22 protein-coding genes are annotated in these 26,521 nt (G+C 71.8%); 8 read left to right on the top strand and 14 right to left on the bottom strand.

Annotation, left to right across the window (positions count from 1 at the left end; all coding sequences use genetic code 11):
- The first annotated feature begins 377 nt into the window (after window positions 1–377).
- The gene (locus OG711_RS26810) at window positions 378–890 is read left to right on the top strand and encodes a hypothetical protein (protein WP_329560927.1); all 513 of its coding nucleotides are present in this window, start codon (window positions 378–380) and stop codon (window positions 888–890) included.
- A 189-nt stretch (window positions 891–1,079) separates the two neighbouring features.
- On the opposite strand, the gene OG711_RS26805 is transcribed toward OG711_RS26810, so the two are convergent.
- The 3 genes from OG711_RS26805 to OG711_RS26795 form a co-directional block, all read right to left on the bottom strand.
- On the bottom strand, window positions 1,080–1,718 hold the full coding sequence (locus tag OG711_RS26805) for a hypothetical protein (protein WP_329560925.1): 639 nt from the start codon (window positions 1,716–1,718) through the stop codon (window positions 1,080–1,082).
- 753 nt (window positions 1,719–2,471) lie between these two features.
- Complete coding sequence (locus OG711_RS26800) at window positions 2,472–2,669, bottom strand: hypothetical protein (RefSeq protein ID WP_143201314.1); 198 nt, start codon at window positions 2,667–2,669, stop codon at window positions 2,472–2,474.
- Window positions 2,666–3,022 carry a hypothetical protein gene (locus OG711_RS26795; RefSeq protein WP_329560922.1) on the bottom strand — a complete coding sequence of 119 codons (357 nt, stop codon included), beginning with the start codon at window positions 3,020–3,022 and terminating at the stop codon, window positions 2,666–2,668. Before OG711_RS26795 ends, OG711_RS26800 begins: the two co-directional genes overlap by 4 nt.
- Window positions 3,023–3,728: 706 nt before the next feature.
- On the opposite strand from OG711_RS26795, the gene OG711_RS26790 reads away from it, so the two are divergent.
- The 5 genes from OG711_RS26790 (at window position 3,729) to OG711_RS26770 (ending at window position 5,731) form a co-directional block, all read left to right on the top strand.
- Window positions 3,729–4,559, top strand: coding sequence for a helix-turn-helix domain-containing protein (locus OG711_RS26790; protein WP_266515404.1), 831 nt, complete (start codon window positions 3,729–3,731; stop codon window positions 4,557–4,559).
- The gene (locus OG711_RS26785; RefSeq protein ID WP_329560920.1) at window positions 4,559–4,771 is read left to right on the top strand and encodes a DUF397 domain-containing protein; all 213 of its coding nucleotides are present in this window, start codon (window positions 4,559–4,561) and stop codon (window positions 4,769–4,771) included. Before OG711_RS26790 ends, OG711_RS26785 begins: the two co-directional genes overlap by 1 nt.
- Before the next feature lie 142 nt (window positions 4,772–4,913).
- Entirely contained in the window at window positions 4,914–5,120 is a 207-nt protein-coding gene (locus tag OG711_RS26780) for a DUF397 domain-containing protein (RefSeq protein WP_329560917.1), read from the top strand.
- A 107-nt stretch (window positions 5,121–5,227) separates the two neighbouring features.
- Window positions 5,228–5,437, top strand: a complete 210-nt coding sequence (locus OG711_RS26775; protein WP_399545118.1) for a DUF397 domain-containing protein — start codon at window positions 5,228–5,230, stop codon at window positions 5,435–5,437.
- Between the two features lie 78 nt (window positions 5,438–5,515).
- Window positions 5,516–5,731 carry a DUF397 domain-containing protein gene (locus tag OG711_RS26770; protein ID WP_329560915.1) on the top strand — a complete coding sequence of 72 codons (216 nt, stop codon included), beginning with the start codon at window positions 5,516–5,518 and terminating at the stop codon, window positions 5,729–5,731.
- Between the two features lie 98 nt (window positions 5,732–5,829).
- Here the strand turns inward: OG711_RS26770 and OG711_RS26765 are convergent, their stop codons facing one another.
- From OG711_RS26765 to hrcA, 7 genes are all read right to left on the bottom strand, one after another.
- Window positions 5,830–6,735 (bottom strand): ribonuclease Z, encoded by a 906-nt coding sequence (locus tag OG711_RS26765; RefSeq protein ID WP_329560913.1) that lies wholly within the window; start codon window positions 6,733–6,735, stop codon window positions 5,830–5,832.
- A 6-nt stretch (window positions 6,736–6,741) separates the two neighbouring features.
- On the bottom strand, window positions 6,742–7,095 hold the full coding sequence (locus OG711_RS26760; protein ID WP_073793666.1) for a histidine triad nucleotide-binding protein: 354 nt from the start codon (window positions 7,093–7,095) through the stop codon (window positions 6,742–6,744).
- Between the two features lie 242 nt (window positions 7,096–7,337).
- A complete protein-coding gene (locus tag OG711_RS26755; RefSeq protein ID WP_329560910.1) occupies window positions 7,338–10,919 on the bottom strand; it encodes a S41 family peptidase in 3,582 nt (1,193 codons plus the stop codon).
- A gap of 545 nt (window positions 10,920–11,464) precedes the next feature.
- Window positions 11,465–12,223, bottom strand: a complete 759-nt coding sequence (locus OG711_RS26750) for a 16S rRNA (uracil(1498)-N(3))-methyltransferase (RefSeq protein ID WP_329560908.1) — start codon at window positions 12,221–12,223, stop codon at window positions 11,465–11,467.
- A complete protein-coding gene (locus tag OG711_RS26745; protein WP_329560906.1) occupies window positions 12,220–13,293 on the bottom strand; it encodes a nitronate monooxygenase in 1,074 nt (357 codons plus the stop codon). The genes OG711_RS26750 and OG711_RS26745 overlap by 4 nt, the downstream gene beginning before the upstream one ends.
- 317 nt (window positions 13,294–13,610) lie before the next feature.
- Window positions 13,611–14,747 (bottom strand): molecular chaperone DnaJ, encoded by a 1,137-nt coding sequence (gene dnaJ / locus OG711_RS26740; RefSeq protein WP_073793669.1) that lies wholly within the window; start codon window positions 14,745–14,747, stop codon window positions 13,611–13,613.
- Entirely contained in the window at window positions 14,748–15,764 is a 1,017-nt protein-coding gene (gene hrcA, locus OG711_RS26735; RefSeq protein WP_073794294.1) for a heat-inducible transcriptional repressor HrcA, read from the bottom strand.
- Between the two features lie 182 nt (window positions 15,765–15,946).
- Here hrcA and OG711_RS26730 point away from each other — a divergent pair, with 182 nt between their 5' ends.
- Window positions 15,947–16,687, top strand: coding sequence for an MBL fold metallo-hydrolase (locus OG711_RS26730; protein WP_329560902.1), 741 nt, complete (start codon window positions 15,947–15,949; stop codon window positions 16,685–16,687).
- A 360-nt stretch (window positions 16,688–17,047) separates the two neighbouring features.
- The gene (locus tag OG711_RS26725) at window positions 17,048–17,857 is read left to right on the top strand and encodes a DUF3097 domain-containing protein (protein ID WP_329560900.1); all 810 of its coding nucleotides are present in this window, start codon (window positions 17,048–17,050) and stop codon (window positions 17,855–17,857) included.
- Window positions 17,858–17,873: 16 nt separating this feature from the next.
- Here OG711_RS26725 and hemW read toward each other — a convergent pair whose 3' ends face one another.
- The 4 genes from hemW to lepA form a co-directional block, all read right to left on the bottom strand.
- Window positions 17,874–19,106, bottom strand: coding sequence for a radical SAM family heme chaperone HemW (gene hemW / locus OG711_RS26720; RefSeq protein WP_073793672.1), 1,233 nt, complete (start codon window positions 19,104–19,106; stop codon window positions 17,874–17,876).
- A gap of 511 nt (window positions 19,107–19,617) precedes the next feature.
- Complete coding sequence (locus tag OG711_RS26715; RefSeq protein WP_329560897.1) at window positions 19,618–21,873, bottom strand: SpoIIE family protein phosphatase; 2,256 nt, start codon at window positions 21,871–21,873, stop codon at window positions 19,618–19,620.
- 294 nt (window positions 21,874–22,167) lie between these two features.
- Window positions 22,168–24,057, bottom strand: coding sequence for an AMP-dependent synthetase/ligase (locus OG711_RS26710; protein ID WP_266515440.1), 1,890 nt, complete (start codon window positions 24,055–24,057; stop codon window positions 22,168–22,170).
- 444 nt (window positions 24,058–24,501) lie between these two features.
- Window positions 24,502–26,379 (bottom strand): translation elongation factor 4, encoded by a 1,878-nt coding sequence (lepA, locus tag OG711_RS26705; protein ID WP_073793675.1) that lies wholly within the window; start codon window positions 26,377–26,379, stop codon window positions 24,502–24,504.
- Between the last annotated feature and the right edge of the window lie 142 nt (window positions 26,380–26,521).

Genomic DNA, 26,521 nt, shown 5'->3' with positions numbered 1-26,521 from the left:
CTCGCGCATTGTCCGGCCGGAGTGTCGGCCCCGCACACGCGGGGGTGGTCCGCGCGGCGTCTATCAGTTCAACCCGCCGTACTCGTCGGCCCCACACACGCGGGGGTGGTCCCTACGCGGCCTACGTCGCCGAGTTCGGCGAGCCGTCGTCCCCGCACGCGCGGGGGTGGTCCCCGGGTCCCCGCAGGCACCGGCCCCCGGGGCGCGTCGTCCCCGCACACGCGGGGGCCACCCACCACACCGCCGCCCGCCCCAACCACCCCAGAACCCCAGGGCGCTCACCCTCCCGGCGGAGAGCCCACCCGCCCAAAAGTGGAACCAGGCAAGGTACGTGCCCTCCCCGAGAGCGACGCCGAACCGCCACGTCCACCGCCAGCATGGACGTCATGACGACAGCGCTCCCCACACCCTCCGCTGCACCCCTCGCGCCCACCTGGGCACGCCGCGCCGCCCACGCCATCGCCTTGTGCGCCGTCCCCTCCGGACTGTGGCGGATCGCCATGGCCTCCGGCATCTACGTCGGGTACAGCGACCAGGTCCTGCGCGATGTCTTCGACATCCCCGGGTGGGGCATCGCGTACGTCGTGGGACTGGCCGTCATCAGCGAGTTGGCGGCCCTGTTCCCGCTACTGCTCGTCAGCGACCGGTGGAAGCCGCTGCGGCCCTGGACCCTCTCCCGACTGGCCTGGACAGCCTCCGCCGTCCTGGTCGTCGGGGCGCTGTGGCAGATCGCGGTCGCCCTCACCGTCGAGAGTCAGACGTACCTCGCGAGCGGTCCCGCACAGACCGTCTGGGCGCTCACCTTCGCCCCGCTGCTCGCCATCCCGGCGCTGATGACGGCGGTGACCTGGTCCTACGCGGAGCGGCACCGCGTACGAGCTCACGCATGACCCGAGCGCCCGCGCCGCCCTCCCCCATGTTCGTCCACGAGCCGGAACAGCACGATGCTCGTCCCTCCACGGTCGGCCCAAGTCCCGCCTCCGCAGGAGCAACGCCCCAGCCAGGTGCTCGCACGCAAGCGCGGAGCCCGCGCCGGCAAAGAGGGCGATGAGGCGAAGAGCGGCAAGCCGTAGGCCCACCTACGCCCCGCGCTGCCCCGTGAGACAGGTGTACATCACTTCGCCCTCCCAGCCTCCCGTCTCCGCGAACGACAGCACCGCCGGGCGCGAACCGCCCCCGCACTCCGGTGCCGTCGTCGAGAAGGCGGAGGTCTCCCCGCTCGGGTCGAACCGCAAGTGGTCGTCGCACTGGTAGCCCGCGGCGCCCATCAGCAGGATCGCCTCCCGCTCCGCACCGGACGACGAGCCGGTGTACGAGAGGCAGTACGTCGAACCCGCGTCACCGCCCGTCGGCGGCGTCTGGATGATCCGCACCTGCTCCAGCGGCGCCGCCTTCACCTCCACCTCCGCCGCCGCAGAAGGCCGCACCTGCGTACTCGGAGAGACCGACGGCTTCCGCTCGACCGCCGCACTCGCCGCAGCACCAGGCCTTGATACGGGCTCCCGCGGGCCACTGTCCATGAGGCTGCCGATACCGACGATGACGAGCGCTCCCAGGACGCCACTCCCGACCGCCGCCACCGCGAGCTTCCATCCCGGGGTACGGCTGCTCCCGGGCCGGTACTCGGGCGGCACCGGCATGTTGTCGAGCGTGTTCCCGTTGTGGAACCGGACCGGCTCCTCGTCCGGGTGCAACGGTCTCTTCGGCTGATCAGTCACTGGCCCCCCAGATGCCGTTCAACATCACGCCCGCGCGGCACAGCCCGGACGCGAGGGGCAGTGTCCCGCATTCGCCGGACCACTGCCCAACCGACCCAACAACAGGGCTACGGCTGCGGCAGGATGTGGTGATGGCGGGCCTTCCCTGCATGCCCCGCAGAGATCCGACGGGTCCCGCGCAGTCGCGCGCCCGGACCAGGCAGGAGGACAAGGCTGGCACCCCGGAACCGTTACGGGGACGCTGACAGGCCCTGCGACATGCGGACTCGCAACCCGCCCGGCGGATTCACCCCGTAGGCTCGACCCGCCGCAGAGACCGACCAGAACGACCGCTTCCCACACCCCTGTTGGCTCCCACCGAAGGGACCACCCGATGCCCCCACCTAAGGCCCCGATCCCACTAAAGGAAAACGGCCCCTCAGCCGGATAGAACCGCAGGTCAGGAAGTGTCGTCCCCGCACGCGCGGGGGTGGTCCGCCCACGGATTCGATGAACTCCCGCGTGGTCTTGTCGTCCCCGCACGCGCGGGGGTGGTCCCATTTTGGCGGCGTCGTAGTGCGGCGGGATCAGGTGGTCCCCGCGTCTGCGGGGATGCTCCGAAGTGCGTCGAGTACACCCTGGAGCGTGTGAAGTGGTCCCCGCGATCGCGGGGGTGCGGTCCGGCCCTGCTGCGGTGGATGTGCGTCTGCGTCAGGGCCGGTCGGGAGGCGAGGCGTGCGAAGGCGGGGTGCCGTACGGGACATGAGGGGGGCTCTACTCGTACTGGGTGTGGTCGGCTGTGCAGGGGCTTCGGGTGTGTACGTGTTGCGCGCATACGTAGTGGGTGACGCTGGCGCCGCCGCTCATGCTTCCGTAGCCGATGACCACCGGTACCTCCGTCCAGCGTCCGCACTTGCAGCAGTGCTCACCCGAGACCGGCGGCACCCGGGGGAACAAGTCGTCAAGCCTCATGCGGACACCTCCGCCCCGGCCCTCGTCACCCCGGAACCGTCGAACGTGAACGGGAGGTCCACACCGAACGTCGCCGCCGCTGCCGCCATCCGCCGCTCGTGCTGCCTCGCCCGTTCCTCCTGTTCCCCGATCCAGTCCCGCAGGTACGGCGGAACCCTGTGCCCCCACGGCGACGGGACCGACCTGGCGAGAACGTGTGCGGGGATGGGGGTACGCGCGGCGCAGATGACCAGGGGGACGGGCTCGCCCCTGACGGCGAGGTACTCGGCGCTGTGGCGTCCGGGACGGGTGCGGCGGGTACCCGGAAGGACTCCGAGCGCCCACGCGATCACCCGGACGATAACATCTGGCATACGTCGTTCAGCTCCTTCGAAGCTGTTGCGGCGAGCCCCGACGGACCGGTGCAACGGTCCTTCGGGGCGCTTTTGTTTGTGAGCGGAGCCGTGCTTGCGGCTCATCGCCCGCCGGCGGGTGGCCCCGGCCGCTCCTACAGGGCGGGCGAGAGTGACCGGGGCCGGGAGCGGACCGATCCGCTCCCCTTCCCTCGGCCCGCGTGATGACCACACCGGTCCGAGGGGGTACCGCTCCGCGTGTCCTCCGCAGCGTCGGGGGAGGGACGCTGCCACGCGAAGCGGTGGTCTGAAGTCGCCCTTGCGTCAGCGAGGAAGTCGCGCGTTCGGGCCGGTCATCCCCACATCCGCTCCACCCGGCTCCGCGTGTTCACCTCGGTCAGCGCGGGGCGGAGCTGGTCCGTCACCGTGGCCGGCCGAACGTCCGCACACGACGCGTCCCACTCGACACCACCCCGGGGCGGCCGTAGACAGCACCGTCCCGAACCCGTCCCCGTGATCAGATCCATGACCACCCCGAGGACTCCCCTGGACCTGTCGAATACCAGCTCCCCAACCTTGAGTTGGGGTTCATGCCGCTCTGTGGCTACGTTTTCACCGGACACGGCCGTACCTCTCTGTAGCGACTCCACTACCGGAGGGCTTCAGGTTGGCCTAGATTCGGAGCACTGTTCAACTTGCGATATTTGATTGGTTGGTTGGGATTCGGATGGTGAACCGCAAACAACTGGACCCCGAGGACGGCCCTCAAGCAGCCTTCGGTGCACGTCTGCGCATGAAGCGGGATGCCCGTGGCTGGACTCAGGACGAGCTGGCAGAGCGCATCGGGTGTACCGGGTCGCATATCTCCGCCGTTGAAACTGGACGCCGCCCACCAACTCGACGGTTCGCGGCAAGTGTTGACCGGGTATTCGATACCGGAGACCAGTTCGAGCGACAGAGCATGGCGGTGCGGCAGACGGCACTTCTGGAGGGGTTTCCGGAATACGTGGCGCATGAAGGTCGAGCGGCAGAGATCAGATTGTTCGAGTCGGGAGTGATTCCCGGGCCGCTTCAGACCCGCGAGTACGCACGTGCGCTGGCAGACGGTGCCGTGGAGCGAGGGGACATCACACCCGAACAGGCCGCTGAACGAGTCGACTACCTCATAGGGCGACAAGCGGCACTCAACCGCACTCCGCCCCCGCTCATCTTCGCGGTGCTGGACGAGAGCTGTATCCGCAGGCCCATTGGCGGGGCCGACGTGATGGACGCTCAGCTGGCACGGCTGATCGAGTTCGCCTCGCTTCCGAACTCCGGCTTACAGATTGCCCCGTTCTCCATGGGGGAGCGGAAGCCGTTCGTCCGGCTGGTTCACCTGCTGACGTTGCCTGACCGGTCCTTGATGTCCTACGTAGAGTCGCAGATCCAGGGGTACTTGGACCGTGAGCTGTCATCCGTACTGCCGCTGGTGAGGAACTACCATCAGCTTCAGATCGGGGCAGTCTCTCAGGCGGAGTCTGTCGCCATGATCGAACAGCTACGAAAGGGCACTTTGTGATGGCCAAGACCAACGCTTCCCCGTTCCGTTGGGTCAAGTCCTCATACAGCACCGAGAACGGCGGGTCCTGCGTCGAGTGGGCCCCGTCCAACGTCACCGCGACCGGCATCGTCCCCATCCGGGACAGCAAGCGCGCCGACGGGCCCGTCCTGATGGTGTCCGCCGACGCGTTCGCCGGGCTCGTCAGCCTCGCCCGGTCCACCGCGCTGTAGAAGCCGAACCGCCCCACCCCGCACGTGCGCCACGCCCCGCCGCTCCCTCCTCCGGAGCGGTGGGGCTCCAAACCGACCCCAGACCGAATCGCTGCCTGAAGCGGCATCGGTGGGCGTGATCGCAGTGACGAAAGGGCACCCCGTGACGGACATTCCCCTCTGGTTCAAGTCTTCCTACAGCGGCAACGGTGGCGCCTGCGTGGAGGTCGCCGCCAATCTCGCGGCCTCACGAGGCACCGTTCCCGTCCGTGATTCGAAGACTGCGGGTGGGCCGGTGCTAAAGCTCCCCAGCACCGCGTTCACCACCTTCGTGGCAGCCATCAAGGCTGAAGAGTTCAGCGCCATCTGATCATCCGGGGCGTTGCACCTCCCATCCGTTCTCATCCGGCAGCTCCGCCACCCTCCGGAACCAGGGGTGTGGCGGGGCTCTTCCGACCGAGCACGAAAGGGCATCCCATGACAATGAACTCCCTTGCAATCCTCTGGGTCAAGTCCTCCCACAGCACCGACAACGGTGGAACCTGTGTCGAGTGGGCCCCCTCGAACGTCACCGCGACCGGCATCGTCCCCGTCCGGGACAGCAAGCGTCCGACCGGCCCCGTACTGATGTTCTCCGCCGACGCCTTCGCCGGACTGGTCCGTCTCGCCCGGTCCAGCGCACTGTAGAAACGCGGCTCCAGCTCAAAGCTGCCGCGCTCAGGCGAAGTCCTTCGCCGAGGTCGACCACCTACGAAAGGGCATTGCGTGATCGCCAAGACCAACGCTCCCCAGTTCCGTTGGGTCAAGTCCTCCTACAGCACCGAGAACGGTGGCGCCTGCGTCGAGTGGGCCCCGTCCAACGTCACCGCGACCGGCACCGTCCCCATCCGGGACAGCAAACGCACCGACGACCCCGTACTGATGGTGTCCGCCGACGCGTTCGCCGGACTCGTCCGTCTCGCCCGGTCCACCGCGCTGTAGAACCGCGCCGTACCGAACCGCACCACCACCCGCACATGTGCCACGCCCCGCCCGCTCCCTCCTCCGGAGCGGCGGGGCTTCTCCGTGTCGAGACCGGGTCACCGTTTCGGCAACGACACCCTCATCAGGTCCGCCGCTACCGTCAGTTCGCCCTCGAACCCCGCGTCGCGGGCCTCCTGTTCGAAGGCCTCGGGGTCGGGGTAGCGCTGGCTGAAGTGGGTGAGGACGAGGTGGCGGACGCCTGCCTCGGTGGCCACGCGGGCGGCCTGGGCCGCTGTGAGGTGGCCGTACTCCGTGGCGAGGGACTCGTCGGGGGCGAGGAACGTGGACTCGATGACCAGCATGTCGCAGCCGGCCGCGAGTTCGTGCACGCCGTCGCAGAGCCGGGTGTCCATGACGAAGGCGAACCGCTGGCCGCGCCGGACCTCGCTCACCTCGTCCAGGCGGACGCCCCGCAGCTCGCCGTCGCGCTGGAGGCGGCCGACGTCCGGGCCCGAGATGCCGCGTTCGGCGAGCAGCGCGGGCAGTATCCGGCGGCCGTCGGGCTCCACCAGGCGGTAGCCGTACGCCTCGACGGGGTGGGAGAGCCTGCGTGCCTCCAGCCGGTAGGGGCCGGAGTGGGTGAGGACGGCGGCGTCGCCGCTGACGGGTGCCTCGTCCAGCCGTACCGTCTCGCGGTACGCGGTCGCGTGGCGCAGCCGGTCGTAGAAGTGCTGGCCGGAGGCGGGGTAGTGGGCGGTGACGGGGTAGGTGACGCGGTCGAGGTTGATGCGCTGGATGACCCCGGCGAGGCCGAGCGAGTGGTCGCCGTGGAAGTGGGTGACGCAGATCCGGTCGATGTCGTGCGCGGCGACCCCGGCGCGCAGCATCTGCCGCTGGGTGCCCTCGCCGGGGTCGAAGAGGATGCCCTGGCCGTCCCAGCGCAGCAGATAGCCGTTGTGGTTGCGGTGCCGGGTGGGTACCTGGCTGGCGGTGCCGAGGACGACGAGTTCACGTACCGACACGGCGGATCACCCGGGGGGCCACTGGAGGCCACGGCCGCCCAGGACGTGCGCGTGGGCGTGGAAGACGGTCTGGCCCGCGCCGGAGCCGGTGTTGAAGACGATCCGGTAGCTGGTCGCCTGTTCCTGCGCGGCGACCTCGGCGGCTTCCTTGAGCACGTCCGCCGCGATCTGCGGTTCGGCGGCGGCGAGCGAGGCCGCGTCGGGGTGGTGGACCTTCGGGATGACCAGGATGTGGGTGGGCGCCTGCGGGTTGATGTCCCGGAACGCGACCGTGGTGTCGGTCTCGCGGACGACCGTCGCGGGTACGTCGCCAGCGACGATCTTGCAGAACAGGCAGTCGGCCTGCGGCTCTCCGGCCACGTTTCGTCACGTCTCCTCGGTGATCGGGGCGGCACACGGGCGGTGCCGGGGCGTCGGTTCGCATGCTATCCGGGGCGGGGGCGCCGTCCGGGGGTCACCCGTGCGGCGCCCGGTCGGGGGACGGGGCGCCGCACAGGTGGCCGGGCCGGGTCGGATGAACCGCACGGTGGCCGGGCCGGGGTCGGATGAACCGGACCGGTGGTCAGGGCGGGGTCAGGGCAACCGCGCCCGTGGCCATCCGGTCAGGGGAGCTGCGGCGGGGTGCGGGCCGGGCGTTCCGCGAGGGACGCGAGGGCGATACGGACGGCCTCGTCCAGTTGGGGGTCCCGTCCGGCCGCGTGGTCCTGCGGGGTCTGGGCGACCTCGACGTCCGGGTCGACGCCGTGGTTCTCCACCTCCCAGCCGTATCCGTCCAGCCAGAACGCGTACTTCGGCTGGGTGACGAGGGTGCCGTCGACCAGGCGGTAGCGGCTGTCGATGCCGACGACACCGCCCCAGGTCCGGGTGCCGACGACGGGGCCGATGCCGAGGGCCTTGATGGCGGCGTTGACGATGTCGCCGTCGGAGCCGGAGAACTCGTTGGCGACGGCGACGACCGGGCCGCGTGGCGCGTCCTGCGGATAGCTGGTCGGGGCCTGGCCGCGCGGCAGGTCCCAGCCGACGATCCGGCGGGCGAGTTTCTCCACGACGAGCTGCGAGGTGTGGCCGCCCCGGTTCTCCCGGACGTCGACGATCAGGCCCTCGCGGGTGACCTCGACCCGCAGATCGCGGTGGATCTGGGCCCAGCCGGGCGCCATCATGTCGGGGACGTGGAGGTAGCCGAGGCGCCCCCCGGACAGCGTGGTGACATGGGCGCGCCGGTCGGTGACCCAGGCGTGGTAGCGCAGGGGTTCCTCGTCGTCCAGCGGGACGACGACGACATGCCGGGGCTCGCCGCCCGCGCCGGGCAGGACGGTCAGTTCGACGGGTTTGCCCGCCGTCCCGGCGAGCAGGGGGGCGGGGCCGGTGACCGGGTCGACGGGGCGTCCGCCGACCGCGACGACGGCGTCGCCCACGCGGACCGCGACGCCGGGCGCGGCGAGCGGGGAACGGGCCCGGGGGTCGGAGGTCTCGGACGGCAGGACGCGGTCGATCCGCCAGCGGCCGTCGGCGTGCCGGGTGAGGTCGGCGCCGAGGAGCCCCTGGGAGTCGGACGAGCCCCAGCCGCCGCCGCTGGGGATGACGTACGCGTGGGAGGTGCCGAGTTCGCCCTGGACCTCCCACAGCAGGTCGACGAGGTCGTCGTGGGTGGCGATCCGGTCGAGGACGGGTCGGTAGCGGTCGAGGACGCCGTCCCAGTCGACGCCGCCGAGGTCGGGGCGCCAGAAGTTGTCGCGCATCAGCCGTCCGGCCTCCGCGTACATCTGCCGCCATTCGGCGGCCGGGTCGATCTGCTGGCGGACGCGGGAGAGGTCGACGGTGAGATTGCTGTCGCCGTCCTCGTCGGCGGGTGCGCGCCGGTCGCTGGGGACGACCTTGAGTTTGCCGTCGGTCCACAGCAGGACGCGTTTGCCGTCGCCGCTGACGGCGTAGTGGTCGGCGTCGCCCGCCAGATGCTCCACCCGTCGCTGGACCAGGTCGTAACGTTCCAGCTCGGTCTTGGGTTCCGCGTCGTCGGGGGTGGCGCGGGTGGCGCCGAGGACACCGACGACCGGGTGCCGCAGCCACAGCACGCCGTCCTTCGCGGCCCGCAGGGTGGAGTAGCGGCCGGCCTCCACGGGGAACGGCACGATGCGGTCGGCGAGCCCTTCGAGGTCGATACGGGTGGCGGGGGCGCCCTCGCTGTCGGGGGTCTCGTCCTTGTCGGGGGTCTCGAACGGGCGGCCGTGGCGCTGGGGTCCGAAGGGGGACGGGGTGGTCGCGGCGAGGGTGATCAGATGCGGCCGGGCGCTCTCCACGAACGCGAGGTCGAAGACATGCTCGTCGTAGACGGGGTCGAAGGCGCGGGCGGAGAGGAACGCGAGGTGTCTGCCGTCGGCGGTGAAGGCGGGCGAGTGGTCCTGGAAGCGCAGCGGGGTCGCCTCGGTGACGGTGCCGTCGGCGGTGTGCGCGAGTTTGAGCTGGCGCAGCGGGCCCGGTCCGGGGTGCGACCAGGCGAGCCAGGCGGAGTCCGGGGAGAAGGTCAGTCCGGAGGCGTCGCCGTACTCGCTGCTGTCGATCTCGCGGACGTCGCCGGTGGTCCGTTCGACGAGGAGGACGCGTCCGTCGTGCGCGGCGACGGCGGCCCGTCCGCCGTCGGGGGCCATCGCCAGTCCGACCACACGGCCGAGCTGGCCGCGCGCGATTCGCCGGGGGGCCGCCCGCGCCGGGGAGGTGGTGTCCTCCGTGGGCGGGTCGGGGGTGGTCGCCGGGCCCGAGGTGGTGGTGGTCTTGTCGGGGGTCGGGGTGGTCTGGGTGGTCTGGGGGGTCGCGTCGGCCGTGGCGCCGGGGGCCTTGTCCGGAAGGGTGGCGTCGGCGTCCGGGGTGCCGGTGGTGTTCGGGGTGGCGTCCCCGTTCGGAGTGCCGGTGCCGGTGCCGTTCTGGGCGTCGGCGGAGGCTCCGGTGGCGCTCGGGGTGCCGGTGGCGTCCGGAGCGCTCGGGGTGCCGGTGGCGCTCTGGGTGCCCGTGGCGTCCGGGGTACCGGTGGCGCTCGGGGTGCCGGTCGCGGGGATGAACTCCAGCGCGTCCTCGCCCTCCGCGTCGGTGACCCAGACGACATGCTCCTCCCCCGCCACCCGGAAGGTCCGGGGCAGCCGCGCCCGTACCCCGGGCTCGGCGGCGAGGGCGCGGGCGGGGCCCTCGCGGTGGGTGACCCAGTGCACCGCGCCCCGGACGGCGAGCGCGCTGCCGCGTCCGGTGTGGTCGGGGGCGGCGGCGCCGAACCAGCGGGCGGCGCTGACGGGATGCGGCTGAAGGTCGGTGCGCTGGCCGCCGAGACGGACGGTCAGGGGGCGGGGGCCGGTGGTCGGGCGGTCGGAGCCCGCCGGGCCGTTCACGTCGTCCAGGCTGTCCAGGCTGTCCAGGCTGTCCAGGCTTTCCAGGAGCAGGAGTTGACCGGCGCTGGTGTAGATGACGCGGGTGCCGTCGGTGGCCGCGTGGCGGGCGTAGAAGCCGTCGACGGGGGTGTGGCGGCGCAGGTCCGTCCCGTCCGCGAGGGACGAGTAGAGCGCGCCGACGCCCTCGTGGTCGGAGAGGAACGCGACGCGCTCACCGACCTGGAGCGGGTACTCGATGTTGCCGTCGAGGTCCTCGTGGAACCGGACGAACTCCCCGTCGCCGTCGCGGTCGATCCAGAGTTTGCCCGCGGTGCCGCCCCGGTAGCGCTTCCACCAGGCGGCCTCGCGGCCCATCGGCGCGGAGAGCAGGACGGTCCGTCCGCCGGGGCCGAACACGGCGTCGCCGACGGGTCCGTAGGGCAGGGTCTCGGCGGGGCCGCCGTCGAGGGGGACCGCGCGGGCCCAGGAACGGCGGGTGCTCGCCTGGTCGTGGGCGCCGAGTGCGAGGACCCGGCCGTCGGGGGTCCAGCCGCGGACGGTGGTGCGGGGGCCGCCCCAGTGGGTGAGCCGCCGGGAGGGGCCGCCGTCCACGGGGGCCACGTGGATCTCGGGGGCGCCGTCGCGGGTCGAGGTCCAGGCGACGGTGGTGCCGTCCGGGGAGATACGGGGGTGGCTGACGGGCACGTTGTCGGCGCTGACCCGCCATGCGCGGCCGCCGTCGAGTGGCGCGATCCAGACGTCGTCCTCTGCCGTGAAGGCGATCAACTCGCCGTGGACATGGGGGTACCGGAAGTACGCAGACTGAGTCACCCGATCACCCTAGGCAGCGGTGGCTCCGCCGGTCAGCGGTTTCGATCACCTCACCGCCCGTCACCCCACGTCCCCGGGTCCCCGGGGTTGCCCGTACGGGCTCCGGTGCGGGTTCCGGTGCGGGCTCCGGTGCGGGGTGGTTCAGGGGTTCGCGCAGTTCCCCGCGCCCCTTAGGTTCGTCCCGCTGGACCTACTTGTCCCCGTGCGGTACGTCCGGGGTGCGCAGTTCCCCGCGCCCCTGAGGTTCGTCCCCCTGGACCTACTTGTTCCCGTGCGGGTACGTCCGGGGTGCGCAGTTCCCCGCGCCCCTTTGGGGCGGGTGCTGCCGCAGTCTGACAACGACGGAGGCACAGGCCCAAGGGGCGCGGGGAACTGCGCGAACCCACGAGCGACCCGCACGGGAGCGACCACGCCCAGCCGGGCAGACCTCAGGGGCGCGAGGAACCGCGCACCCACGAACCGCCCGCACAGGGACAAGTCCGTCCAGGTGGGGTGACCCAAGGGGCGCGCGGGTGCGATCCAGGAAACGCGGCGGGCCGTAGGGGTCAGGACCAGCGGCCCGTCCGGCCGAGGACCAGTGCCGTCGCGGCCGTCCCCGCCGTGGACGTCCGCAGCACGCTCGGCCCCAGCCGGTACGTCCCCGCCCCGGCCCCCGCGAACACCGCGAGCTCCTCCGGCGAGACACCCCCCTCGGGCCCCACGACGAGCACGATCCCCCCGTCCACGGGGAGTTCGGCCGTCGCGAGCGGCACGCTCCCGTGCTCGCGGTCCTCGTGCAGGACCGCCGCGAGATCCGCGCCGGCCAGCAGCCCCGCGACCTGCTTCGTGGTCATGAGGTCGGACACCTCGGGGAACCGCACCCGGCGGGACTGCTTCCCGGCCTCCCGGGCGGTGGCCTGCCACTTCGCGAGGGCCTTCGCGCCCCGGTCGCCGCGCCACTGCGTGACGCACCGGGACGCGGCCCACGGCACGATCGCGTCGACACCGGTCTCGGTCATGGTCTCGACGGCGAGTTCCCCGCGGTCGCCCTTGGGCAGCGCCTGGACGACGGTGATCCGGGGCGTCTCGGCGGGTTCCTCGCTGACCGAGTCGAGCTGGACGACGAGCCGGTCCTTGCCCTCGGTGGCGAGGACGACGCAGTCGGCCCAGGCGCCCCGCCCGTCCGTGAGGACGACGTCCTCGCCGGCACGCAGCCGCTTGACGGACACGGCGTGCCGCCCTTCCGGACCGTCGAGGACGAAGCGTCCGCCGGGCCCGGACCTGACGCTCGCGAGGTCGTCGACGACGAAGACGGGTGCGGTCATGAAGCCCTCCCGAAGGCCAGGGTCTCGGCGGCGTCGGCGAGTTCGTCGTACAGGACGTCCATGAGCTGTCCGGCAGGCATCTCGCGGGCGAGCCGGTGGCCCTGTCCGGCCCACAGGGCCATGCCCTGCGGGTCGGCGGCCCGCGCGGCGGCCTTGCGCAGTCCGGCGGTGAGGTGGTGGACCTGCGGGTACGCGGCGGGGGCGTACGGGCCGTGCTCGCGCAGGAAGCGGTTGACCAGGCCGCGGGCGGGGCGGCCGGTGAAGGCGCGGGTGAGTTCGGTGCGCGCGTACAGCGGGTCGGTGAGGGCGTGCTTGTGCAGCAGATGGGCGCCGGACTCGGGGGTGGGGAGGAAGGCGGTGCCGAGCTGCGCGGCGTCGGCCCCGGCGGCGAGGACGGCGGCGATCTGGCTGCCGCGCATCAGTCCCCCGGTCGCGACGACCGGCAGTTCCACGGCCTCCCGGACCCGGGCGACAAGGGTGAGGAGCCCGATGCCGGTGCCGTCGTGTTCGGTGGTGTCCCGGTGGGTGCCCTGGTGGCCGCCCGCCTCGATGCCTTGGACGATCACCCCGTCGGCGCCCGCCCGTTCCACGGCCAGCGCCTCCTCGGGGGTGGTGGCGGTGACGAGGGTGACGGTGCCGACCTTGCGCAGCGAGTCGAGGACCCCGGGGATCGGACAGCCGAAGTGGAACGAGACGACGGGGACGGGGTCGTCCACGAGGATCGCGAGCTTCGCGTCGTACCCGTCGTCGCGGCCGTGGTCGGGGTCACCCAGCTCGGTGTCGTACCAGGCGGACTCGCCCGCGAGCTGATGGCCGTACACGGCGACGACGGCCGGGTCGGCGTACTCGGGCTGGGGCATGAAGACATTGACGCCGAACGGCCGGGCGGTCAGACTCCGCAGTTCCTTGATCTCCTGGTACATCCCGTCGGCGGTCTTGTACCCGGCGGCGAGGAATCCCAGCCCGCCCGCGTCGGACACGGCGGCGGCGAGCAGAGGCCGGGACACACCGCCCGCCATCGGGGCCTGCACGATCGGACGAGGGAGGAGATCGGTCAGTGCGGAGGACATGACGGCATGTTGTCACGTCGCCCGCGCAAGTCCGAATCCAGCCGTGTGCCTGGCATATTCAGCCGCGAGAGCGTACTGACAGCCCCTCTAAAGACCACTGTTTCCGCTGGTCAGGGCGGTAATTGACGGTTCTACGAGTATGGGTGGCCGAGTACGCACCGTAGGGCCGGGGGCGGGGACAAGCCACCCCCGGGACACCGCTCGGGAACCGCTCGGGAACCGGTTCGGCGCCGGTCCAGACCGCCGCGCGCCGACGCGTCACGGACAGATGTCCGGCGCCGCGTCCACGTACCAGCGACGCGGCGCCGGACGACGGCTCAGCGACCGTTGAACGCGTCCTTCAACCGGGAGAACAAGCCCTGCTGACCTGGCTGGAACTGACCGGTCGGCCGCTCCTCGCCGCGCAGCTTGGCCAGCTCCCGCACCAGGCGTTCCTGCTCGGGGTCCAGCTTCGACGGGGTCTGCACCTCGACATGGACGACGAGATCGCCCCGGCCGCCGCCCCGCAGATGCGTGACACCCCGGCCGTGCAGCGGGATCGACTGCCCGGACTGGGTCCCGGGCCGGATGTCGATCTCCTCCATCCCGTCCAGCGTCTCCAGCGGCACCTTCGTACCGAGCGTGGCAGCTGTCATCGGGAGGGTGACCGTGCAGTGCAGATCGTCCCCGCGACGCTGGAACACCGCGTGCGGCAGCTCATGGATCTCGACATAGAGGTCACCGGCGGGGCCACCGCCGGGGCCGACCTCGCCCTCGCCCGCGAGCTGGATACGGGTGCCGTTGTCGACGCCCGCCGGGATCTTCACCGTCAGGGTGCGACGGGACCGGACCCGGCCGTCGCCCGCGCACTCGGGGCACGGCGTCGGCACGACCGTGCCGAAGCCCTGGCACTGGGGGCACGGGCGCGAGGTCATGACCTGGCCGAGGAACGAGCGGGTCACCTGGGAGACCTCACCCCGGCCCCGGCACATGTCACAGGTCTGCGCGCTGGTGCCCGGAGCCGCGCCCTCGCCGCTACAGGTGCCGCAGACGACGGCCGTGTCGACCTGGAGGTCCTTGGTGGTCCCGAAGGCCGCCTCGTCCAGCTCGATCTCCAGCCGGATCATCGCGTCCTGGCCACGGCGGGTCCGCGAGCGCGGACCGCGCTGCGACGCCGTGCCGAAGAAGGCGTCCATGATGTCGGAGAAGTTGCCGAAGCCACCGGCGCCGAAGCCACCGGCCCCCGCACCGCCCGACGCGGACAGCGGGTCGCCGCCGAGGTCGTAGACCTGCTTCTTCTGCGGGTCCGACAGCACCTCGTAGGCGGCGTTGATCTCCTTGAACCGCTCCTGGGTCTTCGGATCGGGGTTGACGTCCGGATGCAGCTCGCGTGCGAGTCTGCGGAACGCCTTCTTGATCTCGTCCTGGGATGCGTCGCGGCGTACGCCGAGTACGGCGTAGTAGTCCGTGGCCACTTACGACTCCGCCAGGATCTGTCCGACGTAACGTGCCACTGCGCGTACTGCTCCCATCGTTCCCGGGTAGTCCATGCGGGTCGGGCCGACCACGCCGAGCTTGGCGACTGCCTCGCCGCCCGAACCGTAGCCCACCGACACGACGGACGTGGAGTTGAGCCCCTCGTGGGCGTTCTCATGACCGATCCGTACGGTCATGCCCGAATCCTTCGCCTCACCAAGGAGTTTGAGGAGCACGACCTGCTCCTCAAGGGCCTCCAGGACGGGCCGGATCACGAGAGGAAAGTCATGTCCGAAGCGGGTCAGATTGGCGGTTCCGCCGATCATCAGCCGCTCCTCGATCTCCTCGACCAAGGTCTCCAGCAGGGTGGAGAGGACAGTCGAGACGGTACCCCTGTCCTCGTTCTCGAAGACATCGGGGAGGTCCTGCACGAGCTGCGGGACGTCCGCGAAGCGGCGGCCGGCGACCCTGCTGTTGAGCCGGGCCCGCAGATCCGCGACCGAGCTCTCCCCGAAGGGCGCCGGGCAGTCGACCAGCCGCTGCTCGACCCGGCCCGTGTCCGTGATCAGGACGAGCATCACGCGCGCGGGCGACAGCGACAGCAGTTCCACGTGCCGCACGGTCGAACGGGTCAGCGACGGGTACTGCACGACGGCGACCTGCCGGGTGAGCTGCGCCAGCAGCCGCACCGTACGGCCGACCACGTCGTCGAGGTCGACCGCGCCGTCGAGGAAGTTCTGGATGGCGCGCCGCTCGGGCGCCGTCATCGGTTTGACCCCCGCCAGCTTGTCCACGAACAGGCGATACCCCTTGTCGGTGGGGATACGCCCCGCGCTGGTGTGCGGCTGGGCGATGAACCCCTCCTCCTCCAGCGCCGCCATGTCGTTGCGGACGGTCGCCGGGGAGACACCGAGACTGTGCCGCTCGGTCAGCGCCTTGGAGCCGACGGGCTCCTCCGTACCGACGTAGTCCTGGACGATGGCGCGCAGCACTTCCAGCCTGCGTTCACTGAGCATCGCGCACACCTCCCGCTTCGCCTGCCCCAGCTCTTTCCACTGCTTGGCACTCATGACGGTCGAGTGCCAGAGTTCCCCGGCCCAGTGTACGGCCGGTGGGTGCGCACGTAGCAAGGCCGGGGCACACGAGGCTCAGGACGGGTGCCGTCGTGCGTCCTGCGGGGATGACCTAGCGTCACGGTATGCGGAGAACGGAAGAGACCGACTGGGCGGCGGAGGGCTGGGAACGGCTGGCTCCCCGGGCGGGGCGGCGGCGGCTGCCGGGCTGGGACTGCACGGTCGGGCTGGTCGTGGGCGACCGTGCGGCCCTGCTGGTCGACGCGGGGTCGACCCTGCGGGAGGGGGCCGAGCTGCGGGAGCAGACCCGGCGGCTGCTGCGGGGCGGACCCGGGCGTGTCCGCGAGGTCACCCATGTCGCGCTGACGCACGCGCACTTCGACCATGTGATGGGGGCGTCCGTCTTCGGCACCGCGCGGGTGTACGGGGCGGCGGGGATCGGGGCGGTGCTGACCGCGGGGCGCGAGGAGCTGCGGGCGGACGCGGTACGGCACGGGGTCGCGCCGGACGACGCCGCGCGGGCCGCGGAGGCGCTGGCCTCGCCCGGGGTGGAGGTGACGGGGTCGCTGTCGCTGGATCTCGGGGGGCTCGTGGTCGTCCTCGCGGACGTGGGCCCCGGACACACCCGCAACGATCTCGCGGTGCTGGTGCCCGGGGAACCCGCGGTCGTGTTCTGCGGTGATCTCGTGGAGGAGTCCGGGGAACCGCAGGCGGGCCCCGACGCGGAGGCGCTGCGCTGGCCTTTCGCGGTGGACCGGCTGCTGGGGCTCGGGGGCGCGGGGGCGGTGTACGTGCCGGGGCACGGGGCGGTGGTCGACGCGGGGTTCTTGCGGGAGCAGCGGGTGGTGCTGGGGCGTCTCCGCTGAATCGGTGCGCTGGCTTTTGGGTTCGCTGTGCCGGGCGCACTTGTTCCTGTACAGGTGGTTCGAGGTCTGTCCGGGTGGGCGTACCTGTTCCTGTGCGGGTCGTCCGGGGGTGCGCGGTTCCTCGCGCCCCTGAGGTCTGGCCGGGTGGGCGTACCTGTTCCTGTGCCGTCGTCCGGGGGTGCGCGGTTCCTCGCGCCCCTGAGGTCTGGCCGGGTGGCCGTACTTGTTTCTGTGCCGTCGTCCGGGGGTGCGCGGTTCCTCGCGCCCCTTTGGGGCGACCCTTGAGGCCGGCTCCCGGGTGCGGGCAGACGGGACCCCGGGAACGGGTGTCTGTCGCGAGTGGGGAACTATCGTCGGGGGATGCGCCAGTACTCTCCGGATCTGACACCGCCCTGGAAGAAGAAGGGGCCGATCGCCGAGGTCGTCGCGGAGGCGGGCCTTGTCGTGGAGGAGGCGACCACGGGCTTCTGCGGCGCGGTCACCCGCGTGGAGGCCGGCACCGTCACCCTGGAGGACCGCTTCGGCAAGCTCCGGGTCTTCCCCCTGGAACCCCGGGGCTTCCTGCTGGACGGCAGGCCGGTGACCCTGACCCGCCCCCCGGCCGGTGGGCCCCGTCGGCCGGCGCGTACCGCGTCCGGCTCCGTCGCCGTCCCCGGCACCCGGGCCCGGGTCGCCCGCGCGGGCCGCATCTACGTCGAGGGCCGCCACGACGCGGAACTCGTCGAACGGGTCTGGGGCGACGACCTCCGTATCGAGGGCGTGGTCGTGGAGTACCTGGAGGGCGTGGACGACCTCCCGGCGATCGTCGCGGAATTCGGCCCGGGCCCCGACGCCCGTCTCGGCGTCCTGGTCGACCATCTGGTCCCGGGCAGCAAGGAGTCCCGTATCGCGGCCTCCGTGACCGACCCGCACACCCTGGTCGTCGGGCATCCGTACATCGATGTGTGGCAGGCGGTGAAGCCCGCGTCCGTCGGTATCCGCGCCTGGCCGCAGGTCCCGCGCGGACAGGACTGGAAGACGGGCGTGTGCGCGGCCCTCGGCTGGCCCGCGAACACGGGCGCGGCCTGGCAGCACATCCTGTCCCGGGTCCGTACGTACAAGGACCTGGAACCCGAGCTGCTGGGCCCGGTGGAGCATCTGATCGACCATGTGACGGTCGGCACGAGCTGACGGCCCCGGCGGCGGGTCAGTCGACCAGGTCCCGGACCACCGCGTCCGCCAGCAGCCGTCCCCGCAGGGTCAGCACCGCCAGCCCCCGCTCGAAGGGCGCGCGCTCCAGGAGCCCGTCCCCGAGCGCGCGCCCCGCCGCTTCGAGGCCCGCCGGACGCAGCAGGTCCAGCGGGCAGCCGTCCCGCAGCCGCAGCTCCAGCAGCACACGCTCCACCCGGCGGTCCTCGTCGGACAGCAGCTCGCGTCCCGCCCCGGGCGAACGCCCCTCCGCGAGGGCGGCGGCGTACGCGCCGGGGTGCTTGACGTTCCACCAGCGCACCCCGCCCACATGGCTGTGCGCACCGGGTCCCGCGCCCCACCAGTCGGCGCCCCGCCAGTACAGCTCGTTGTGCAGACAGCGGCCGCCGGGCGAGTTCGCCCAGTTCGACACCTCGTACCAGTCGTACCCGGCGGCGGCGAAGGTCTCGTCGGCGATGAGATAGCGGTCGGCGTGGACGTCGTCGTCGGTCATGGGGATCTCCCCGCGGCGGATCTGGCGGGCCAGCCGGGTGCCGTCCTCCACGATCAGCGCGTACGCCGACACATGGTCCGGCGCGGCGCCGATCGCCGCGTCGAGGGAGGCCCGCCAGTCGTCGTCGGACTCACCGGGGGTGCCGTAGATCAGATCCAGGTTGACGTGCTCGAACCCGGCGGCCCGCGCCTCCGCGACACACGCCTCGGGGCGGCCGGGGGTGTGGGTGCGGTCGAGGATCTTCAGGACGTGCGGGCGGGCGCTCTGCATCCCGAACGACACCCGGTTGAAGCCGCCCTCGCGCAGGGCGGTCAGATACGCCGGGTCGACGGACTCGGGGTTGGCCTCCGTGGTGATCTCCGCGTCGGGCGCCAGCCCGAACTCGTCACGGACCGCGGCGAGCATCCGCACCAGGTCGTCGGCGGGCAGCAGGGTGGGCGTGCCCCCGCCGACGAAGACGGTCCGGACCGGACGGGTGTCGTCCCCGAGCACCTTGCGGGCGAGGCGGACCTCGTCGACAAGGGTCGCCGCGTAGTTGTCACGGGACGCGAGGACGCCGCCCGTGCCGCGCAGTTCGGTGGCGGTGTACGTGTTGAAGTCGCAGTAACCGCAGCGGGTCGCGCAGTAGGGGACGTGGAGGTAGAACCCGAGGGGCCGGGTGTCCGCGCCTTCGAGCGCGGCGGGGGGCAGCACGCCGCTCTCGGGCACGGGTTCCCCCTCGGGGAGTACGGAAGGCATACCCCCATTGTCCCCCCGGGCCCACCTCCCCCCGCCCCTCCGGACCACCCCAGGTGAGCGTTCTCACGTCGATACGGGCACCCGGCGGCCCGCGCGGTTCCCCGCGCCCCTGGATGCTGCCCCGATCCGTTGTACCTCGGGTGCGGGTCGCCCTCGTCTTTGCGCAGTTCCCCGCGCCCCTTTGGGGCGCCTCAGCCTCCTGAGGTTGTCTTTCACCCTCCTCCCCGCGCACCCGCCCGACTACCGAAGGGGGTGGGCGGGAATCTCTGCCCGCAGACTCCGATGCTCTTCAGTAGCTCCGCTGGACGTCGTACCGAGCGCGTCGGATCGAGGACGGAGAATCCCGACCGGCCCCGACCCGAAGGACCGGCAGATGGCGCCCCGATAGGGGCGCGGGGAACTGCGCAAAACCCACGAACGACGGCACAGGAACGAAGTGCGCCCCGCCGGACAGACCTGGGAAGCGCAAGCTAAGGCGACCCGCGCAGAAAACCCGGGGCGGGCCGCACGGCTACGTCGCCTGGAGGACCAGGATCGCCAGGTCGTCCTCAGGCGGCTCGACCGCGAACCCGTGGACCTCCGCCCGGATCCGCTCCGCCACCGCCTCCGCCGAAAGCCCCACGCAGTGGGACAGCGCCACGGCGAGCCCCTCACCGTCATCGAACTGCCGCCGCCCGGACCTCCGCTCCGTGACCCCGTCCGTGACGCAGAGCAGCGTGTCGCCGGGCGCGAGATCGAAGGACTCGGCCCAGTACGTCGCGTCCTCGACCACCCCGAGCAGCACCTGGGGCCCGGACACCACCGACACCTCCCCGTCGGGCCGCAGCACCAGCGGCAGCGGGTGTCCGGCCGACGCGAGGGTGCACCGCACACCGTGCGGGGTGGGCACGAGCTCCCCGTACAGCGCGGACAGGAACCGCGGCATGAAACCCTCGGGCGGCATCCCGATGCCGCCCGTACCCGCGAGGGCCCGCGCCCCCGCGTCCGCCGCCTCCGTCGCGTCGTCGAGCAGCAGCTGGTTGAGCCGGTCCAGCACCGCGCCGACGGCGTACCCCTCGCGGGCGAGCAGCCGCAGCCAGGGCCGGGCCAGCCCGATGACGACGGCCGCCTCGGGGCCCTTGCCCTGGACGTCGCCGAGGGCGAAGCACCAGCGGCCGTCCCCGGCGGGGAACACGTCGTAGAAGTCGCCGCCGGGGCCGCCCCGCTCCCGGGGCTCGTAGACGAGGGCGCTGCGCATGCCCGGGATCTCGGCGACGGCGCTGGGCAGCAGCCCCCGCTGGAGGACCCGGCTGATGGTGGCCTGCCGGGCGTACTGACGGGCCGCGCCGATCGCGAGCGCGACCCGGCGGCAGAAGTCCTCGACCAGCCCGGTCACCTCGTCGGGGAACCGGGTCGCCCCGGACCGGCCGATCAGCAGGGCGCCCAGCGGACGGCCGCCCGCGACCAGCCGGAACGCCACGGCCGCGCCGGTCGGCTCGGCCTCCCCGAACGACGCGCCGGGCCAGGGGACGGGCAGCGGACCGGACCGGGCCGGGTCCCCGCCGAGGACAGGCGGTTCCTTCTCCAGGACGCGGCGCAGCTCCTCCATCCGGTTCTCGCTGCCGTGCCACACCCGGGCCAGCCGGGGGCCGCCGCCGGTCGTGGCACCCGCGCCGGGGTCGGAGCCGGAGCGGTCGGCCTCGTCGCTGAGCCAGACCGCGCACCACTCCGCGAGCCGGGGTACGAGGAGCTGCCCGGCCAGGGCGGCGACCAGGTCCTCGTCGAGCTGTCCGGCGAGCAGTTCGGAGGCTTCCGCGAGGAAGGACAGCGCGCCCCGGTTGACCCAGTCCTGGCCGCCCTGACCGCACGAACCGTCCTCCGCGCAGCTGCCCTCCTCGCCGCTCCGGGCGCACGCGGCGGTGCCGTCGGGGACACGGGACGGGAGGGCGGGCGCCGGGCCGGAGGGCAGCGGTCCGGCCGGTCCGGGGGTGTGCCCGGGTGCCGCTCCCCCGGTGTCGTCGCCCGGTTCGGGCCAGCCGGGTCCGGTGGGGCGCGGCCCGCCGGGCTCGGAGCCCGCCATCACGCCGTACCCGGCGACGGCCTCGTACCCCGGCATCGCCTCGTCGGGCCGGGCGTCCGGTCCGGCGGCGGGGTGGTCGGGGCGGTGGGCGGGGAGCCGCGCCCAGACGGTCTTGGTACCGGAGCGGTAGGTGACACCCCAGGCGGTGGCGAGCCGCGCGACCAGTTGCAGCCCCCGGCCGTACTCGGGGGCGTCGCTGCTGCGGGCGGCGGGGGCGCCGTTGATGGGGCGCGCGGGGTGCTGGTCGGACACCTCGATGACCAGTGCGCCGGGGTCGTGCCCGCCGGCGTCCCCGTCGTGCCCGTGCGCCGCGCCATCGATGTCATCGGAGTCCGCCGCGGAGCCGTCAGAACCCTCGGAGCCGCCGGAGCCCCCGGAGCCCTCGGTACCGTCCCCGCCCCCGACCTCGTCCGCTTCCTCGCCTTCGCCCTCGCCCTCGTCCCCGTCCCCGCCCTCGTCCTCCGTGTCGGCGGACCGTTCCTCCCAGCGGCAGAGCAGTCCCACGTCCGTGCCCGCGTGGACGACGGCGTTGGTGACCAGTTCGCTGACCAGGAGGGTCGCGTCCTGCATCAGCCGCTCGGGTATCCGTACCCGGCCGGACGGCGCGCCCGGCGTGCCGCCGCGCGACCACTCCCCGAGGACGCTGCGGGCGAACACCCGCGCGGCCGAGGGCGCCGCGGAGTTCCCGGGCAGCGATGTGCGCGCCACGCGCGCCCGTGGGCGCCCCCGGCCACGGCGTACTCCGGCACGGACCGTGTTCTCCCGTCGCATCGGAACGGACCCCACTCCTCAACTGCTGGGAACTTCGGGCGAATACGCCTCGGGCGACACGGACAGAGTGACAGACCGAGCGCACCCGTACGCGCCGGGTGACCGAAGTGCCCCGTCCCGATCAGGGGACGTGTACTGGCCGTGCGACTGAGAACACCCGCTCCGTACCGGGCCGGTCCGGTACGGAGAACGGCGTACCCGGACCCATGGGCCCGGTGCCGCGGCGTCCGCTCAGGCCTCCCTGGCCCCTGTGTACATCTCGTCGAGAAGGTGCTTGAACTCACGTTCCACGGCCGGCCGCTTGAGCTTGAGGCTCGGGGTGAGGTCGCCGTGCTCGACATCGAGGTCGCGCGGCAGGAGCCGGAACTTCTTCACGGTCTGCCAGCGCTGGAGCCCCTGGTTCAGCTCCGTGACATAGCCCTGGACGAGCGCGTTCGTCTCCGGCGCGGCGAGCACCTCGCCGTACGACTTGCCCTCCAGGCCGTTCTCCGCGGCCCAGCCGAGGATCGCGGGCTCGTCCAGGGCGATCAGCGCGGTGCAGAAGTTCCGGTCGGCGCCGTGGACGACGATGTTGGAGACGTACGGGCAGACCGCCTTGAACAGTCCCTCGACCTCCGCCGGGGCGACGTACTTGCCGCCCGAGGTCTTGATGAGGTCCTTCTTGCGGTCGGTGATCCGCAGATAGCCGTCCTCGGAGAGTTCCCCGATGTCCCCGGTGTGCAGCCAGCCGTCGCTCTCCAGCACCTCGGCGGTCTTCTCGGGCAGTCCGTGGTAGCCCTGCATGATGCCGGGGCCGCGCAGCATCACCTCGCCGTCCTCGGCGATCCGCACCTCGGTACCGGGCAGCGGTTTGCCGACCGTGCCCGTGCGGTACGCCTCGCCCGGGTTGACGAACGACGCCGCCGACGACTCGGTGAGGCCATAGCCCTCCAGGATGTGCACCCCGGCCCCGGCGAAGAAGAACCCGATCTCCGGGGAGAGGGCCGCAGAGCCGGAGATACAGGCCCGCAGCCGTCCGCCGAACGCGTCGCGGAGCTTGCTGTAGACGAGGGCGTCGGCCACCTTGTGCTTGGAGCGCAGCCCGAACGGGACATCGGCGCGGCCGGTGCGGCGGAAGCTGTCCTGGCTGGTCCGCGCGTACTCGCGGGAGACCCCGGCGGCCCACTGGAAGATCTTGTACTTGGCGGGTCCGCCCGCGCGGGCCTTGGCGGCGACGCCGTTGTAGACCTTCTCGAAGATGCGGGGTACGGCCGCCATGTAGGTCGGCTGCACCACCGGCAGATTCTCGATGATCTTGTCGATACGGCCGTCGACGGCGGTGACGTGCCCGAGCTCGATCTGTCCGGAGGTGAGCACCTTGCCGAAGACATGGGCGAGCGGCAGCCACAGGTACTGCACGTCGTCGGCGCCGATCAGACCCGTCGCCGCGATCGCCTTGGCCATGTACGACCAGTTGTCGTGCGGCAGCCGTACGCCCTTGGGGCGGCCGGTGGTGCCGGAGGTGTAGATGAGGGTGGCGAGCTGGTCGGCGGTGATCGCGGCGACCCGGTCCTTGACCACACCGGGCTCGCGTTCCAGCAGGGCGGCGCCCCGGGCCTCCAGCTCGGCGAGGGTGAGGATCCAGCCCTCCGGGTCACCGGGGTCGGCCTGGTGGCCGGCGGCGTCGATGAGGACGACATGGTCCAGCTCGGGCAGCGCGGCGCGCTGGGTTCGGGCCTTGGCGAGCTGTTCGGCGTTCTCCGCGATGAGGACCTTGCTCGCGGAGTCCGCGACGATGAACGCGGCTTCCTCGGCGTTGGTCTGCGGATAGACGGTGGTCGTGGCGGCGCCCGCGCACAGGATCGCCAGGTCCGTGAGGATCCACTCGACCCGGGTGGCGGACATCAGCGCGACACGGTCCTCGGCCCGGAGCCCGAGATCGACCAGTCCGGCGGCGATGGCGAACACCCGCTCGGCGGTCCCACCCCAGGTCAGGGACTTCCACTCATCGGGTCCCGTGCCGGACGCGGCCGGTACGGGATACCGGTACGCCTCGGCGTCCGGTGTCTTGACGACGCGCTCCAGGAACAGATTCGCCACCGAGGGCGGCCGGTTCTCGATCAGGGTCTGTGTGTCGCTCACGACATCCTCCGGGCCCGCGACAGTGCGTGCGTCCGACTGCGTGCGGCTGCTTGGTTTCGGCTTGTTGTTTAACTCACCAGTAACTACCGGGCAGTGATCAGAGTAGAGCGAGGTCGCCCGCCGCGTAAGAGTCCGTGAGCTGTCACTTCCACGGGCCCTGTCCTGCCACGCCCGCGGTCCGTGAGCTTTCACTCCGCGGCCCGCGGCCTGTCACTTCCGCGGCCCCCGAGCTGTCACCCCGCGGCCCGTGAGCTGTCACTTCCACGGTCCGTGCCGGGACCGGGCGCGCCGGGCGGGGGAGAATCGCCGCCCCGGAACGGCCGGGGAAACGTCCGGGGAAACGGTCCGGCGGAACGGCCTCGGGGACCGGCGGAGGGATGTCCCCCCAACCGGTCCCCGAGCCCGACGACCGTCACGGACCCCCTCGGGGCCCGCTCCGCTGCGTCACTTCTTCGGCTTGCCGCCGCTCTGACCGCTGTCGTCGCTCGACAGCACGGCGATGAACGCGTCCTGGGGGACCTCCACGGACCCGACCATCTTCATCCGCTTCTTCCCCTCCTTCTGCTTCTCCAGCAGCTTCCGCTTACGGGAGATGTCACCGCCGTAGCACTTGGCGAGCACGTCCTTGCGGATGGCGCGGATGGTCTCCCGGGCGATCACCCGGGACCCGATCGCGGCCTGGACGGGCACCTCGAAGCTCTGCCGCGGGATCAGTTCCCGCAGCTTCGCGACGAGCCGGACCCCGTACGCGTACGCGGCGTCCCGGTGCGTGATCGCGGAGAACGCGTCGACCTTGTCGCCGTGCAGCAGGATGTCGACCTTGACGAGATGGGCGCTCTGCTCGCCGGTGGTCTCGTAGTCCAGCGAGGCGTAACCACGGGTCTTGGACTTGAGCTGGTCGAAGAAGTCGAAGACGATCTCCGCGAGCGGCAGCGTGTAACGGATCTCCACGCGGTCCTCGGAGAGGTAGTCCATCCCGAGCATGGTCCCGCGCCGCGCCTGGCACAGCTCCATGATCGACCCGATGAACTCGCTGGGCGCGAGGATCGTCGCGCGGACCATCGGCTCGTACACCTCCGCGATCTTCCCCTCGGGGAACTCGCTCGGGTTGGTGACGACGTGCTCGACGCCGTCCTCCATGATCACGCGGTAGACCACGTTCGGCGCGGTCGCGATCAGGTCGAGGCCGAACTCGCGCTCCAGCCGCTCCCGGATCACGTCGAGGTGCAGCAGCCCCAGGAAGCCGACGCGGAAGCCGAAGCCGAGCGCGGCGGAGGTCTCCGGCTCGTAGACCAGCGCGGCGTCGTTGAGCTGGAGCTTGTCGAGCGCCTCGCGCAGATCGGGGTAGTCGGAGCCGTCCATCGGGTAGAGCCCCGAGAAGACCATCGGCTTGGGGTCCTTGTAGCCGCCCAGGGCCACGGTCGCGCCCTTGTGCAGGCTGGTGATGGTGTCACCGACCTTGGACTGCCGGACGTCCTTCACCCCGGTGATCAGATAGCCGACCTCGCCCACGCCGAGCCCGTCGGAGGCCAGCATCTCGGGCGAGGTGACCCCGATCTCCAGCAGCTCGTGGGTGGCGCCCGTCGACATCATCCTGATCCGCTCACGCTTGCTGAGCTGACCGTCGATGACCCGGACATAGGTGACGACACCGCGGTACGAGTCGTACACCGAGTCGAAGATCATGGCGCGGGCGGGCGCGTCGGCGACCCCCACGGGCGGCGGGACCTCCGCGACGACGCGGTTCAGCAGCGCGTCCACGCCGAGTCCCGTCTTCGCGGAGACCCTCAGCACGTCCTCCGGCTGGCAGCCGACCAGGTTCGCCAGCTCCTCGGCGAACTTCTCCGGCTGCGCGGCGGGCAGGTCGATCTTGTTGAGGACGGGGATGATCGTGAGTTCGTTCTCCATCGCCAGGTACAGGTTGGCGAGGGTCTGCGCCTCGATGCCCTGCGCGGCGTCAACGAGCAGGACGGTCCCCTCGCACGCGGCCAGCGACCGCGACACCTCGTACGTGAAGTCCACGTGCCCCGGGGTGTCGATCATGTTGAGGATGTGGGTGTCGGCCACGTCGGGCCCACCGGTGGGGGCCCAGGGCAGCCGCACCGCCTGGGACTTGATCGTGATGCCGCGTTCACGCTCGATGTCCATGCGGTCGAGGTACTGGGCGCGCATCTGCCGCTGCTCGACCACTCCGGTGAGCTGGAGCATACGGTCGGCCAACGTGGACTTGCCGTGGTCGATGTGCGCGATGATGCAGAAATTACGGAGCAGAGCCGGCGGGGTACGGCTCGGCTCAGGCACATGGGGAGTGGTCGCGGGCACGCAGGGTCCTGTCTCTTGAGGCTTCTCACGCCTCGGCGCGGATCGTTACGTAGCCTCCATCGTCCCATGGGCGCGGCACTGCGACCGGTTTGGGCCGCCGGGAGCACGGCTGATAACCTAGGTCATTGTGTCTCCTGCCCCT

Origin of the sequence: Streptomyces uncialis (assembly GCF_036250755.1) — a bacterium.
GTDB lineage: Bacteria > Actinomycetota > Actinomycetes > Streptomycetales > Streptomycetaceae > Streptomyces > Streptomyces uncialis.
The sequence above is the reverse complement of the archived record's forward strand: the minus strand, read 5'-3'. Positions and strand labels throughout refer to the sequence as shown.